This window comes from uncultured Oxalicibacterium sp. (genome assembly GCF_913776015.1).
In the GTDB taxonomy this organism is placed as follows: Bacteria; Pseudomonadota; Gammaproteobacteria; order Burkholderiales; family Burkholderiaceae_D; genus Oxalicibacterium.
In genome coordinates this window covers 1-13,376 of sequence record NZ_CAJYMD010000043.1, presented here as the reverse complement: position 1 = coordinate 13,376, position 13,376 = coordinate 1, and the positions used below count along the sequence as shown (strand labels likewise).

The 13,376-nt window shown below is 54.7% G+C and carries 13 protein-coding genes; 8 read left to right on the top strand and 5 right to left on the bottom strand.

Features of this window, described 5'->3' with window-relative positions:
* The first annotated feature begins 150 nt into the window (after positions 1-150).
* The gene (gene metE / locus QZ725_RS07450) at positions 151-2,436 is read left to right on the top strand and encodes a 5-methyltetrahydropteroyltriglutamate--homocysteine S-methyltransferase (protein WP_293778020.1); all 2,286 of its coding nucleotides are present in this window, start codon (positions 151-153) and stop codon (positions 2,434-2,436) included.
* Positions 2,437-2,454: 18 nt separating this feature from the next.
* Here metE and QZ725_RS07445 read toward each other — a convergent pair whose 3' ends face one another.
* Positions 2,455-2,661: a hypothetical protein gene (locus QZ725_RS07445; RefSeq protein ID WP_293778022.1), complete on the bottom strand. Its 207-nt coding sequence runs from the start codon at positions 2,659-2,661 to the stop codon at positions 2,455-2,457.
* On the opposite strand from QZ725_RS07445, the gene rlmJ reads away from it, so the two are divergent.
* The 3 genes from rlmJ (at position 2,605) to greB (ending at position 5,665) form a co-directional block, all read left to right on the top strand.
* Positions 2,605-3,525 (top strand): 23S rRNA (adenine(2030)-N(6))-methyltransferase RlmJ, encoded by a 921-nt coding sequence (gene rlmJ / locus QZ725_RS07440; protein ID WP_293778017.1) that lies wholly within the window; start codon positions 2,605-2,607, stop codon positions 3,523-3,525. The two genes, QZ725_RS07445 and rlmJ, sit on opposite strands and share 57 nt — an antisense overlap.
* Before the next feature lie 250 nt (positions 3,526-3,775).
* A complete protein-coding gene (locus QZ725_RS07435; RefSeq protein ID WP_293778014.1) occupies positions 3,776-5,053 on the top strand; it encodes an EAL domain-containing protein in 1,278 nt (425 codons plus the stop codon).
* A gap of 39 nt (positions 5,054-5,092) precedes the next feature.
* On the top strand, positions 5,093-5,665 hold the full coding sequence (gene greB / locus QZ725_RS07430) for a transcription elongation factor GreB (protein WP_293778012.1): 573 nt from the start codon (positions 5,093-5,095) through the stop codon (positions 5,663-5,665).
* Positions 5,666-5,684: 19 nt separating this feature from the next.
* Here the strand turns inward: greB and QZ725_RS07425 are convergent, their stop codons facing one another.
* The 4 genes from QZ725_RS07425 to QZ725_RS07410 are packed head-to-tail and all read right to left on the bottom strand — an operon-like array spanning position 5,685 to position 9,813.
* Positions 5,685-7,946 (bottom strand): bifunctional (p)ppGpp synthetase/guanosine-3',5'-bis(diphosphate) 3'-pyrophosphohydrolase, encoded by a 2,262-nt coding sequence (locus tag QZ725_RS07425; RefSeq protein WP_293778009.1) that lies wholly within the window; start codon positions 7,944-7,946, stop codon positions 5,685-5,687.
* A gap of 44 nt (positions 7,947-7,990) precedes the next feature.
* Entirely contained in the window at positions 7,991-8,194 is a 204-nt protein-coding gene (gene rpoZ / locus QZ725_RS07420; RefSeq protein ID WP_293778006.1) for a DNA-directed RNA polymerase subunit omega, read from the bottom strand.
* Positions 8,195-8,214: 20 nt separating this feature from the next.
* Positions 8,215-8,865 carry a guanylate kinase gene (gene gmk, locus QZ725_RS07415; RefSeq protein WP_293778003.1) on the bottom strand — a complete coding sequence of 217 codons (651 nt, stop codon included), beginning with the start codon at positions 8,863-8,865 and terminating at the stop codon, positions 8,215-8,217.
* A gap of 51 nt (positions 8,866-8,916) precedes the next feature.
* Positions 8,917-9,813, bottom strand: a complete 897-nt coding sequence (locus QZ725_RS07410; RefSeq protein ID WP_293778021.1) for a YicC/YloC family endoribonuclease — start codon at positions 9,811-9,813, stop codon at positions 8,917-8,919.
* A 183-nt stretch (positions 9,814-9,996) separates the two neighbouring features.
* On the opposite strand from QZ725_RS07410, the gene QZ725_RS07405 reads away from it, so the two are divergent.
* The 4 genes from QZ725_RS07405 to rdgB form a co-directional block, all read left to right on the top strand.
* Positions 9,997-11,004 (top strand): serine/threonine-protein kinase, encoded by a 1,008-nt coding sequence (locus QZ725_RS07405; RefSeq protein WP_293778000.1) that lies wholly within the window; start codon positions 9,997-9,999, stop codon positions 11,002-11,004.
* Positions 11,005-11,044: 40 nt separating this feature from the next.
* On the top strand, positions 11,045-11,974 hold the full coding sequence (locus QZ725_RS07400; RefSeq protein ID WP_293777998.1) for a PP2C family serine/threonine-protein phosphatase: 930 nt from the start codon (positions 11,045-11,047) through the stop codon (positions 11,972-11,974).
* Between the two features lie 4 nt (positions 11,975-11,978).
* Positions 11,979-12,713, top strand: a complete 735-nt coding sequence (gene rph / locus QZ725_RS07395; RefSeq protein WP_293777996.1) for a ribonuclease PH — start codon at positions 11,979-11,981, stop codon at positions 12,711-12,713.
* 88 nt (positions 12,714-12,801) lie between these two features.
* Positions 12,802-13,376: RdgB/HAM1 family non-canonical purine NTP pyrophosphatase (rdgB, locus tag QZ725_RS07390; protein WP_293777993.1), on the top strand; the 575-nt coding region annotated here is incomplete at its 3' end.

Below are 13,376 nucleotides of genomic sequence, written 5' to 3'. Positions count from 1 at the left end.
TTTTGAGGTGAAGCAGCTCAAGGTTGGAGTGCATGAGATTTTGTATTAGTAAAATTCAAGATTATTCTTAAAATATATCGTTTGAATCATATTGCAAGTGCCGTCAAGATGCCAGCTTCCGAAATTTGATTGATCGTTACTGGAGTTGGCATGGCAAAGGCACACATTCTTGGTTTTCCGCGCATTGGCGCGCAGCGCGAGCTGAAGTTCGCTGTCGAGGCATTCTGGCGCGGCGAAAATGACCTGGCTGCGTTGCAGAAAACGGGCAAAACCTTGCGCGCCCGTCATTGGGCGACTCAGGCCGACGCCGGTCTGGATGTCGTCACCGTGGGCGATTTCGCCTGGTATGACCAAGTGTTGAATACGCTGGCTTTGCTGGGTGCGGTGCCAACGCGTTTCGGCTTCGATCCGAAAAAACTGACGCTGGCCGATTACTTCACGCTGGCGCGCGGCAATGCCGATCACTTCGCAATGGAAATGACCAAGTGGTTCGATACCAACTACCACTATCTGGTCCCAGAATTTACGGCTGACGTGCGTTTCGATGGCGGTGTGGATTGGCTGTTTGAAGAAAATGCCGAAGCCGTTGCGGCCGGTCACAAGACCAAGGTCGTGCTGGTTGGCCCCTTGAGCTTGCTGTACCTGGGCAAAATCAAATCCGGCGTGGAAAGCAAGTTTGATCTGTTGCCGAAAGTCTTGGCCGGTTATCAGCACGTCTTGCAACGCTTGAAGGCTGCGGGTGTGGAGTGGGTGCAGATTGATGAGCCGATTCTCGCGCTGGAGCTGGATCAGGCGTGGCGCAATGCCTTCCAGCCAACCTACGAGGCCTTACAAGGTGATGCGCCGAAGCTGTTGCTGGCAACCTATTTCGATCGCGTGCAGGAACACGTCAATTTGCTCAGTAGCTTGCCGATCGCGGGTGTACATCTGGATCTGGTACGCGGTGCCGATCAGTTGGCCGCTTTCATCAAGGACTGGCCGCAGGACCGCGTACTGTCGGCAGGTGTGATCGATGGTCGTAACATCTGGCGCGCCGATCTGGATGCCACGCTGGCAACGCTGCAGCCTCTGCAGGAAAAACTTGGTGACTGCCTGTGGGTCAGCGCCAGTTGCTCGCTATTGCATGTGCCGGTTGATCTGGCGAACGAGCCCAAGCTTGATGCTGAAATCAAGACATGGCTGGCATTTGCGACGCAAAAGATCGATGAGATCGCGACGCTGACGAAGGCACTGAACGGAGGTGCTGCGCAAGACGCTATTGCGCAAAAATTCAAGATAGCGGCATTGGCCGCCGCCAGCCGCAAGACCTCGACACGCATCCACAATCCGCTGGTGCAAAAACGCATGAGTGAACTGGCCCAGATTTCGGCATCGCGTCAATCGGTGTTTGCAGAGCGGATCGTCAAACAGCAGGCGCGTTTCAATCTGCCGGCTTTCCCGACCACGAATATCGGTTCCTTCCCGCAAACGGCTGAAATTCGTCAGGCCCGCGCGCAGTACAAGCGCGGCGAACTCGGCCATCTGGATTACCTGAATCGCATGCGCGATGAGATTCGTCATGTGGTGCAAAAGCAGGAAGAGATCGGCATCGACGTCTTCGTGCACGGCGAGCCGGAGCGTAACGACATGGTCGAGTATTTCGGTGAACAGCTGTGGGGCTACGCGTTTACGGCGAACGGCTGGGTGCAAAGTTATGGTTCGCGTTGCGTGAAGCCACCGTTCATCTACGGCGATGTCTATCGTCCAGAAGCGATGACGGTGGGTTGGAGTGAATTTGCGCAAAGTCTGACCGCCAAACCGATGAAGGGCATGCTGACCGGCCCTGTGACGATGCTGCAATGGTCGTTCGTGCGTGACGATCAGCCGCGCGACCAGACTGCCTTGCAAATCGCCTTGGCGTTGCGTGATGAAGTGGTGGATTTGGAAAAAGCCGGCATCGGCATGATCCAGATCGACGAGCCGGCTTTCCGCGAAGGCTTGCCGCTCAAGGCGGCTGACTGGCCGCATTATCTGGACTGGGCGGTCAAGGCATTCCGCTTGAGCGCTTCCGGCGTGCAGGACGATACGCAGATTCACACGCATATGTGCTATTCGGAATTCAACGACATTCTGCCGTGGATCGCGGCGATGGATGCAGACGTGATCACGATCGAGACGTCGCGTTCGGACATGGAATTGCTTGATGGTTTCGGCGAATTCGAATATCCAAACGATATCGGCCCCGGCGTATACGACATCCACTCGCCACGCGTGCCGAAGGTCGAGGAAATGCAGCGCCTGCTGCGCAAGGCACGCGGCGTGATTCCTGATGCACGTCTGTGGGTCAACCCGGATTGCGGCCTGAAAACCCGTGGCTGGCCGGAAACCATCGCTGCACTGGAAAACATGGTGACGGCAGCGCGCAGCTTGCGCGAAGAAGTCGTGACGACGAACTGATCCGGTTCACCATCATCCTCACCAAACGCCTGCAGCTAGCTGCGGGCGTTTTTTCTTGTTGCAAATGAAAATCCGCAGGAGTGGGGGCAGGTGGTCTTGATAGAATGACGACATTCCTTTTTCTGCTTCCGGCAGGATGTCCCTTTTCTTTTCCCGAAAGTCCTTCTTATGCTGAGTTACCGCCATGCCTTCCATGCAGGCAATCACGCCGACGTGCTCAAGCATCTCGTCCAGATCCAGTTACTGTCCTACCTGAACCAGAAGGACACGCCCTATATGTACATCGACACCCATTCCGGTGCGGGCGTGTATGCGTTAGATGGCAATTACGCCAGCAAGAATGCCGAATACGAAACCGGTATTGCAAGGCTATGGGATCGCACCGATCTGCCGCTTGCCGTGGCTGATTATGTGAACTTGATCAAGTCGCTCAATCCAAGCGGCAAGATGCGTTACTACCCCGGTTCGCCATACTGTGCCGAACACATCCTGCGTGAACAGGATCGCCTGCGCTTGTTCGAACTGCATCCTGCGGACAGCAAGCTGCTGGCAGATAATTTCCGCAAACTGGAAGCGCATGCGGCCGAGCAGGGCCAGCGTACACCTGCGCGCGGCAAGCGCGTCATGATTGATCGCGCCAACGGCTTCCAAGGCTTGAAAGCATTATTGCCACCGCCATCGCGACGCGGCATCGTGCTGATTGATCCGCCGTATGAAGACAAGAGCGATTACCGCAGCGTCGTCGATACGGTGAAAGATGGTTTAACCCGCTTTGCCACGGGCGTCTACGCGGTCTGGTATCCGCTGCTCAATCGCATGGAGTCGCGCCAGATGCCCGACCGACTCAAGAAAATTCCTTCCAACGGCTGGCTCAATGTGACCTTGACTGTTTCCACACCAGCACCCGATGGCTTTGGCTTGCATAGCAGCGGCATGTTCATCCACAACCCACCGTGGACGCTTGAGCCTCTACTGCGTGAGGTGATGCCTTACCTCGTTTCCGTGCTTGGCACGGATAGTGGCGCGGGCTTTACATTGGAATCCGGCTCATCAGAGGCGCTTGCAAAACCGCGCCGCAAGGCAGAATAAGTGGTTGCATTTCAACAACTGGCGTTGAGTTAACAAAAGTTCATACTTGCCTTTAGGGAATGACGGCAGAATAATGAATGTACGCCTGTGCACATACCCAATACATGGGATTTATAAGGCTTCAATAAAGATGCCATGCACAGCCGTAAAGGAGGAGCACGCTGATCCGGTAAGGTCAGGGTTGCCGCTATATGCATATAGGATTGGCTGATCGCCCTGTTTTGCCACTGTATAGAGAGATTTTCAGTTAATGATCACCGATCTCGCTCAGCAACTGCCGGATGACTACCCGCGTGTCAAAGAGTTCTTCTTGGCTCGGCAACCCATTTTAAATACCCGTGAAGATGTCATTGCTTACGAATTGCTGTTTCGTCGTGCATTGAGCGGTCCCGCTGATGTCGTGGACGATCTTTCCGCCACGGCATCCGTCATTGCGCATGCCGCCGAATTGGGTATTGGGAATGTCATCGGTGGATCGTTGGGGTTCTTCAACGTCGATGCAGCCGTTCTGAATTGTGACTTTGTGAATTTTCTGCCGTGCGACAAGGTCGTGCTGGAAATTCTCGAGACGGTTAAAGTCACGCCGGAACTGGTAAGCCGTGTGGCTTCCCTTACCGAGCAAGGTTTCAATTTTGCACTTGACGATGTTGTGTGTCAGGACGAGGCGTTGAAGCCACTGATGCCGTTTGTGAAAATCATCAAGATCGATATCACCGGCATGAAAGTGTCCGACATTGCGCATCTGACGGCCTATTTCAAAGAGCAAGGTAAATTGCTGCTGGCAGAGAAGGTCGAAACTATCGAGCAATTCAAGGATTGCCTGGAAATCGGGTTTGACTATTACCAGGGATATTATTTCGCTCGGCCTGTCGTCCTCACGGGCAAAAAGCTCGCTCCTTCGCAACTCGCTATTTTGCGGTTGATGAGTCTGATCGACAGCGATGCCGATACTTTTGATATCGAGCAGACGATCAAGAAGGAAGCATCACTTGCCATGAATCTTTTACGCCTCGCTAACACGCCAGGTATGGGTGTCACCACGCGTATCGAGTCGTTGGGGCAGGCACTCAATATTCTGGGGCGACGCCAGCTCAAGCGCTGGTTGCAAATTCTTCTTTATGCGGAGCACGGTAAGGGCAGCAGCTTTTCCTCGCCATTGCTGCAATTGGCGACCACGCGTGGCAAGTTGCTGGAGTTGATCGCGGAAAAGTTGTTTCCATTGCAGCGCTGTATGGCCGATATTGCCTTTACTGTCGGCGTGATGTCGTTGATGGATACCTTGCTGGCACAATCGATGGATCAGATCGTGCTGCAAGTGCCGGTCAGCGATGAAGTACGTGATGCGCTTTTGTATCGCAAAGGCTTTTATGGTGACCTGCTCAAGCTGGCGGAATATATCGAGCGCATCGAACAGACCGGTGCCATGTTGATGCCAACCATGAAACGGCTCGACCTTTCGATTGAAGATCTGTATGGCTTGCAGATTCGTGCCTTCGAGTGGAGCAACAGTATTTCACGTGGGATGTGAACTGCATCGAGCTTCAATGAGCACGCTACAATAGCGGCCATGAATCAAGGCTCGAACAATCCAGCAGATGGCGATGACGAAGAAAGTTTCGGCGCGCCACCCATTCCTCCCGGTTCCAAAAACTACATGACGCCCCAAGGTCACGCCCGCATGAAGCAGGAACTTTTAAATCTGCTCGATGTGGAAAGGCCTGATGTGGTGCAGGTAGTGTCGTGGGCGGCATCGAACGGTGATCGTTCAGAAAATGGCGATTATTTGTACGGCAAACGTCGCTTGCGCCAAATCGACAGCCGTATCCGTTTCCTGACCAAGCGTCTGGACTTGGCAGAGGTCGTTGATCCATCCGTGCATTACGGCAGCGACCAGATATTTTTCGGTGCCACGGTCTGCTATGAAACGCAATCGGGCGAGCAGCATACGGTCACAATTCTTGGTATCGATGAATTCGATCCGCTGAAAGGAAAAATTAGCTGGATTTCACCTGTTGCCCGCGCCTTGACCAAGGCGCGCGAAGGCGATGCCGTCATGCTGCGTACACCGGGTGGGCTGGAAGAATTGGTGGTGCTGGAGGTATCTTATCCGGCTCCGGGGGAAGCCGGTGAGACAAGTTAAGCAGCTAAGTTTGGGAAGCTCAGCCCTTGGCGCGCAGCAAACGCGTTACGCCATTGATGCGGCGCAGATTGCGCATCAGTCGTGCAAGATGGACGCGATCTTCGACTTGAACCGTGAAGTGCAAATGCGTCATCAGATTATCCTTATCTTCGTCCATGCCCACATGGGTGATATTGGCATCGGATTCGCCAATCTCTGCCGCCACGCGTGCCAGAATGCCTTTCTCACTACGTGCAAGCAGGGTGATACGACAGTCGAATCGACGTTCGATATCAGCACCCCACACCACATCGATCCAGCGATCCGGTTCCTTATTGCGTTGACGACGTGCGACATCGCAATCCATCGTATGCACGACCAAGCCCTGGTCACGCTTCATCTGCGCAATGATGTCATCGCCTGGAATCGGCGTGCAGCATGAGCCCAGTTGAACAGAAACGCCTTCGCTGCCATAGATGACGACAGGGTCGATCTTCTTGGGCACGAGTTCGCCATGACGATCGACATCAGGATGCACGACGACGGTTTCGTGCTCGATCAGTGAAAGGATATGGCGTGCCACCAGTGCCGCCATACGCTTGCCGACGCCGATGTCGGCATACAGATCATCCAGCGATTTGGCACTCGATTCGTTGAGCAAGCGTTCGGCAAGCGCCGGTTGAATCTCGGCGGGCAGATTCAGTGTCACCAGTGCCTGCGACAGCAAGCGACGACCTAGCTCGATCGATTCGGTCAGATTGATGGTGCGCAGGTGATGGCGGATCGCGGAGCGTGCCTTGCCGGTGCGTACGAAACTGAGCCAATTCGGATTGGGGCGCGAAGTGGGTGCCGTGATGATCTCGACGATATCGCCATTGCGCAGTTCGGTGCGCAGCGGAACCTGTTCGAGGTTGATCTTGACGGCGATGGTTTGGTCACCGACATCGGTATGAATCGTATAGGCGAAATCCAGTGCCGTGGCACCACGGGGCAGGGCGATGATCTTGGACTTCGGCGTGAACACGTACACGGAATCCGGGAAAAGATCGACCTTGACGTGTTCGAGGAATTCGGCGGAGTCGCCAGTTTGCTTCTGGATATCCAGCAACGATTGCAGCCATGCATGCGTGCGCTGCTGCAAATCGGAAAGATTGTTTTCGTCGTCTTCCTTGTACAACCAGTGCGCAGCAACGCCCGATTCGGCAACGCGATGCATTTCCTGGGTACGAATCTGGAATTCGACGGGGGTGCCATACGGGCCAATCAGCGTCGTATGCAGGGATTGATAGCCATTGAGTTTGGGAATGGCAATGTAATCCTTGAATTTGCCTGGCATCGGCTTGAACAGCGCGTGTAGCGTCCCCAAGGCGACATAGCAATTGGCAAAGCTATCCACAACGATGCGGAAACCGTAGACGTCCAACACCTGCGAAAACGACAGGTTTTTGTTGACCATCTTGGTATAGATGCCGTACAGCGTCTTTTCACGGCCGTACACTTGCACCGGAATACCGGTGGCTTCCAGCGTGGAACTGACGGATTCAAGAATCTTGCTGACCACTTCACGGCGATTGCCTCGCGCAGCGCGAACGGCTTTGCCCAGCACGCGATAGCGCATCGGATACAGATGCGAGAACGACAACTCCTGCAATTCGCGGTAGATGTTGTTCAGACCGAGGCGATGCGCAATCGGCACATACACTTCCATCGTTTCACGCGCGATACGGCGCTTTTTCTCCGGCGCCATCGAACCGAGCGTGCGCATGTTGTGCAGGCGGTCGGCCAGCTTGATCAGGATGACGCGCACATCGCGCGCCATTGCCAGCAGCATCTTGCGGAAATTCTCGGCTTGCGCTTCGACCTGGCTTTGGAACTGCAGTTTTTCCAGTTTGGAGAGGCCATCGACGATATTCGCCACTGGTGCGCCGAAGCGCTCGATCAGTTCGTCCTTGCGTACGTCCTGATCTTCCATGACATCGTGAAGCAGGGCGGCCATGATGGCTTGCGCATCCAGCTTCCAGTCGGCGCAAATTTCGGCGACTGCGATCGGATGGGAAATATACGGTTCGCCAGACATGCGCATCTGTCCCAGATGCGCTTCGTCGGAAAAACGGTAGGCTTCCTTGACCTTTTTAAGCTCGGCCGGCGTCATGTATTCGCCGAGACGATTGGTCAGGTGCGTGACGGATGCCACGCCGGGCTGTACAGGCGGTGTACTTGCAGACTGATGGGGCGAACGATCAGACGCCGCCCGGCTACTGGGTGCGATGGGAAGTGTCGAATCTGTGTGGGTCAGGTTCATGCCGATCGCTTACCGCCTGAATTGAGAAAAGGGACTTACCCCAATCAGCTCGGGACCTTTTTCAGCATTTCAAGACCGACTTGACCGGCAGCGATTTCGCGCAGAGCCAGTACGGTTGGCTTGTCCTTGGCGTCGACTTTCGGCGTGTGGCCTTGCAGCAATTGCCGTGCGCGATAGGTCGCTGCAAGCGTCAATTGAAAGCGGTTCGGTACCTGTTTCAGGCAATCTTCGATGGTAATGCGGGCCATGTGTAACTCCTAATATTGGATCAGCTCAAATTGGGATGAATGCCCAATTGGGCAAACAGGGAAGCGTTGCGGGTTGACTGTTGCGCGAAGCGGCAACGCGTGGCTTTTACGATCGCGCTCAACTCAGACAATGCGACTGTAAACTCTTGATTGATAATAACATATTCGAACTCTGAAGCGTGGGCGATTTCACCGCCTGCCGCGAGCAAACGTCGTGTGATGACGTGAGGTTCATCCTGCCCGCGTTTCTTCAATCGTTCTTCCAGTACATCAATCGAAGGCGGCAAGATGAAGATGCCTACCGCATGCGGAAACTGCTTGCGAATCTGTTGCGCGCCTTGCCAGTCGATTTCGAGCAATACATCGGTACCTGCTGCCATCTGGTCAGCGATCTGGATGCGTGAGGTGCCGTAGTAATTGCCGAACACTTCGGCCCATTCCAGAAATTCGCCGGCATCGCGACGTGCGAGAAAATCCTCTGCACTCGTGAAGAAATATTCGCGTCCGTGCTCTTCACCGGGGCGGGGTGCGCGCGTCGTATAGGAAATCGACAGCTTGATCGCGGGCTCCTGCTGCAGCAGCGCGTTGACCAGACTCGATTTGCCAGCGCCTGATGGAGCGACGACCAGAAACAGGCTGCCGGATGAAGGGGAGTGTTCAAACTTCTGCATACGCGAAAATCAAAGTAGGGGAATAGTGCAAGTGTATCCGTCGGCAAAGACTTATTCCAGATTCTGCACTTGTTCTCGCATTTGTTCGATCAGTAGTTTCATCGCCATCGATGCATCTGTGAGTTCTTTGGCGGCAGCCTTGGAACCAACGGTGTTGGCTTCCCGATTGAGTTCCTGCATCATGAAATCGAGACGTTTGCCGACCTGGCCGCCTTTTTTCAGGATAGCGCGGGTTTCCGTCAGATGTGCAGCCAGACGCGACAGTTCTTCCGCGATATCGATGCGAATGCCGTACAGCGTGACTTCCTGGCGAATGCGATCCAGTGCTTCTTCGCGGCTCACGGTTGCTGCGGCGTTATCGGCACGCATTGTCACCCCCAGCGCTTCCTGCATGCGTTCCGTGGCTTTTTGCTGAAACTGCGCAACGATTTGCGGGATTAATGGTGTGAGTCGTTCAACGATTGCTTCCATCTCGGTCACGCGTGAGAGCAACATACTCTGCAAGGACTGCCCCTCGCGTAACCGACTTTCCACAAAAGCCGCTAGTGTGGTTTGCATCGCTGTTGCAGCTTCGGCTTGCAGAGTTTCCTGGCTGATGTCGGCTTCTTCGATCACGCCGGGCCAGCGCAGTAATTCATTGACGGAAAGCGGACGAGCATCGGCAAACGTTTTCGTGATGTCTGTTTGCAATCCGCTGAGTGTAGCGAGCAGGGCGTGATTCAGTGCAGGTGCCGCAACATTGGCAGCTTTGCGACCGAAGCTGACGCGACATTCCACCTTGCCGCGCAAAATACGGCCCATGATGGCTTCGCGCAACAATGGTTCGAGTGCGCGCAGATCGTCGTTGATGCGGAATTGCAGGTCGAGAAAGCGGGAGTTGACGCTTTTCAGTTCGATGGTCAAAGTACCGCTACCAGTTTCGTGCGTGGTAACGGCATAGCCAGTCATGCTGCTGATGGTCAAGATGCGGTCCTTGGTTCTTCTTTACAAAGCGGCGATTTATCCACACAATCCTCAACGCGCGTCGTCTTGCAAGCGTTGACGACAAGGCAAGACAATACTGCAGAAACCCACGTCGCCGTTTCAGTCAAGCACTGCGGCCAACCCGGAATAGCGAAAGCGTCGAACTTCATGGCTGCGCAGAACAATGCACCCTTGCCGGATGGATTGCAAATCGCTGGATATCGCATTGTAAAGAAGATTGCGTCTGGCGGGTTCAGTATCGTCTATCTGGCCTACGACGAAGACGGTAACGCGGTTGCCATCAAGGAATATCTGCCGAGTTCGCTGGCATTGCGTCAGCCGGGTGAATTGGTGCCGGCAATCTCCCCCGAAAACTTGCCGGTGTTTCGCATTGGCCTCAAATGCTTCTTCGAGGAAGGTCGTGCCTTGGCGCGTATCTCGCATCCGAATGTGGTCAGCGTGGTGAATTTCTTTCGTGCCAATGAGACTGTCTATATGGTCATGGGTTACGAATCAGGCAGATCGTTGCAAGATCATATTCTGCGTCGGCGCGAGAAAGGCGAAAAGCCGTTGGTGTCCGAGCGCTTCATCCGCAAAATGTTCAGCCATGTGATGAATGGCTTGCGCGAAGTGCACACCAACAAGTTGCTGCATCTTGATCTCAAGCCAGCCAATATCTATTTGCGCGTGGACGGTACGCCCATCTTGCTGGATTTCGGTGCTGCTCGTCAGACGTTGACCGCTGATCTGCCCAAGCTCTACCCGATGTACACCCCCGGTTTTGCAGCGCCAGAGCTCTATGTGAAGAATGCGAATCTTGGGCCGTGGACCGACATCTACAGCATCGGCGCCTCCATGTTTGCGTGCATGGTTGGGGCACCGCCGCAGCCGGCAGATCAGCGCAAACTCAATGACAAAATGGATAGTCATTTCAGCCGGCTCGAAGGTGTGTATTCGGCCGATCTGATCAAGGTCATCCGTTGGGCGTTAATGGTCGATCCGTTGGAGCGGCCGCAAAGCGTGTTCGCCTTGCAAAAGGCATTGCGTGAACCTGTGCAAGAAGAAGTGCAGCCGGCTGGTGTGCAACAGCTTGCCCGCAAGCTCAAGAAAATACTGGGCGGTTTCGGCAAGCGATCGTATGGTGGCGACACGACGATTCAGGAACACACGCGCTGATCGCAGCGTTAGATATCCACTTTATTTTTCGATTCAGTCTATGCGTTTCTCGGTTTATCAGGAAAGCCAGATCGGTGGTCGCAAGACCAACCAAGACCGCATGGGCTACAGCTTTACACGCGATGCCTTGTTGCTGCTCGTGGCGGATGGCATGGGCGGTCACCTGATGGGCGAGATGGCAGCGCAGATTGCGCTGCAAACCATTGCATCGCTGTTTCAGGAAACGGCCAACACGTACGTCAAGAAGCCCGAACGTTTTCTCGAAGACAGCTTCCTTGCTGCGCATCGCGAAATTCATCGTTATCGCGCAATTCACAGTCTGCCGGAAACGCCACGCACCACGATTGTCGCTTGCCTGATCCAGCACAATAGTGCGATCTGGGCGCACTGCGGTGATTCGCGCCTGTACTGGATGCGACAAGGGCAGATTCTGGCACGCACGCGCGATCACTCGCGCATCGAAACCCTGATCGCGCAAGGCAAGGTTGACCCATCGGAGCGCGACACGCATCCCGAACGTAACAAGCTGTTCAATTGTCTCGGCGCACCGAACATGCCGATTGTTGAAATATCGCGCCGCGCTAGCTTGCAGGCGGGAGACTTGATGTTGTTGTGCTCGGACGGATTGTGGTCGGTTTTACCCGATCATGAGCTTGCTCATCGTTTGCACAGCAATACCATCGTGCGTGCGGTACCGGAGTTGCTATCTACGGCAACGGCGATTGCAGGCAAGACGGGCGACAACGTCACAGCGCTCGCCATGATGTGGGAAAGCAGCGATGGCTTGCAGGACAACAGCACAATCACGACCAACACCTTGCCGATCGGCAGCGTGACGACAACGATTCAGGCGCCGCGCCATGTCGATGCCGAGCCGACAGACGCGTACAATGACGCCGAAATCGAAAAAGCGATCGAAGAAATTCGTAACGCGATCGAAAAGTCTTCCAAAATCACTTCCAGGAATTGATCCCATGTCGTTCGAAACACGTCCCAGCGGCCGCGCCGCCGATGCGCTGCGCGCCATCAAGCTTACGCGCCATTACACCAAGCATGCCGAAGGTTCGGTGCTCATTGAATGCGGTGATACCAAGGTCATTTGCACGGCGAGTATTGAAGATCGCGTTCCCGGCTTTCTCAAAGGAAAAGGACAGGGCTGGCTGACAGCTGAATACGGCATGCTGCCGCGCTCCACGCATACGCGCATGGACCGCGAAGCAGCGCGTGGCAAGCAGTCTGGTCGCACGCAGGAAATCCAGCGTCTGATCGGCCGTTCGTTGCGTGCCGCTTTCGATCTGCAAGCATTCGGCGAACGCACCTTGCATCTGGATTGCGATGTGATTCAGGCCGATGGCGGCACGCGTACGGCATCGATTACCGGCACCATGGTTGCGGCTTATGATGCATTTGCCAAACTGGTCGAGCAGGGCGTTATCGATGCTGTTCCTCTCAAGCATTTTGTGGCGGCTATTTCTGTGGGTGTGTATCGCGGTCAGCCTGTGCTCGACCTCGATTACGTCGAAGATTCCGATTGCGATACCGACATGAATATCGTCATGACTGATGCAGGACAATTCATTGAGGTACAGGGAACCGCAGAAGGTGCTGCCTTTGATCGCGCAGCCATGAACCAGTTGCTCGACTTGGCGCAAAACGGCATTCGCGATTTGATCGTCATGCAAAAACAGGCATTGGGTCTCGCCGCGTAAAATAGCGGTTTCATTTATCTGTTTTCTTGATGCGGTTGCTATCTGTGGCGATCGTATCAAGCATGCTTATCGAATCTTTCCGCCTGCCATGCCGCAATCCATCGTTCTCGCTTCTAATAATGCCGGCAAACTCAAGGAGTTCAACGCTTTGCTGGCACCACTCGATTATCAGGTGCACACCCAAGGCGAATTCAATGTGCCTGAAGCCGAAGAGCCGTTTGTCACGTTTATTGAAAACGCCATCACCAAGGCGCGTCATGCGTCGCGCCTGACCGGATTGCCCGCGCTGGCTGACGATTCTGGCGTGTGCATCAATGCGCTTGGCGGCGCACCCGGTGTCTATTCTGCACGCTATGCAGGCGAGCCCAAATCAGATCGTCGCAACAATGAAAAAATGCTGGCTGATCTGGCACCGCATGCTGATCGCTCGGCCTACTACTATTGCGTGCTTGTGTTCGTGCGTCATGCAGACGATCCGCAGCCGGTCATTGCAGATGGCCGCTGGGAAGGCGAAATGATCGAAGAAGCACGCGGTGAGGGCGGTTTTGGCTACGATCCGCATTTCTGGATTTCGTCCTTGCAAAAGACTGCGGCTGAACTGAGTGCAGAAGAAAAGAATCGTCTCTCGCATCGCGGGCAGGCATTGCGCGCATTGATTGAAAA

Excerpts from the sequence above, each read along its gene's own strand:
- QZ725_RS07425 (WP_293778009.1), bottom strand. The coding sequence starts at position 7,946 with ATGAACCTGACCCACACAGATTCGACACTTCCCATCGCACCCAGTAGC.
- QZ725_RS07435 (WP_293778014.1), top strand. The coding sequence starts at position 3,776 with ATGATCACCGATCTCGCTCAGCAACTGCCGGATGACTACCCGCGTGTC.
- QZ725_RS07410 (WP_293778021.1), bottom strand. The coding sequence starts at position 9,813 with ATGACTGGCTATGCCGTTACCACGCACGAAACTGGTAGCGGTACTTTG.
- QZ725_RS07400 (WP_293777998.1), top strand. The coding sequence starts at position 11,045 with ATGCGTTTCTCGGTTTATCAGGAAAGCCAGATCGGTGGTCGCAAGACC.
- rpoZ (WP_293778006.1), bottom strand. The coding sequence starts at position 8,194 with ATGGCCCGCATTACCATCGAAGATTGCCTGAAACAGGTACCGAACCGC.
- rph (WP_293777996.1), top strand. The coding sequence starts at position 11,979 with ATGTCGTTCGAAACACGTCCCAGCGGCCGCGCCGCCGATGCGCTGCGC.
- metE (WP_293778020.1), top strand. The coding sequence starts at position 151 with ATGGCAAAGGCACACATTCTTGGTTTTCCGCGCATTGGCGCGCAGCGC.
- rlmJ (WP_293778017.1), top strand. The coding sequence starts at position 2,605 with ATGCTGAGTTACCGCCATGCCTTCCATGCAGGCAATCACGCCGACGTG.
- gmk (WP_293778003.1), bottom strand. The coding sequence starts at position 8,865 with ATGCAGAAGTTTGAACACTCCCCTTCATCCGGCAGCCTGTTTCTGGTC.
- QZ725_RS07405 (WP_293778000.1), top strand. The coding sequence starts at position 9,997 with ATGGCTGCGCAGAACAATGCACCCTTGCCGGATGGATTGCAAATCGCT.
- greB (WP_293778012.1), top strand. The coding sequence starts at position 5,093 with ATGAATCAAGGCTCGAACAATCCAGCAGATGGCGATGACGAAGAAAGT.
- QZ725_RS07445 (WP_293778022.1), bottom strand. The coding sequence starts at position 2,661 with ATGCTTGAGCACGTCGGCGTGATTGCCTGCATGGAAGGCATGGCGGTA.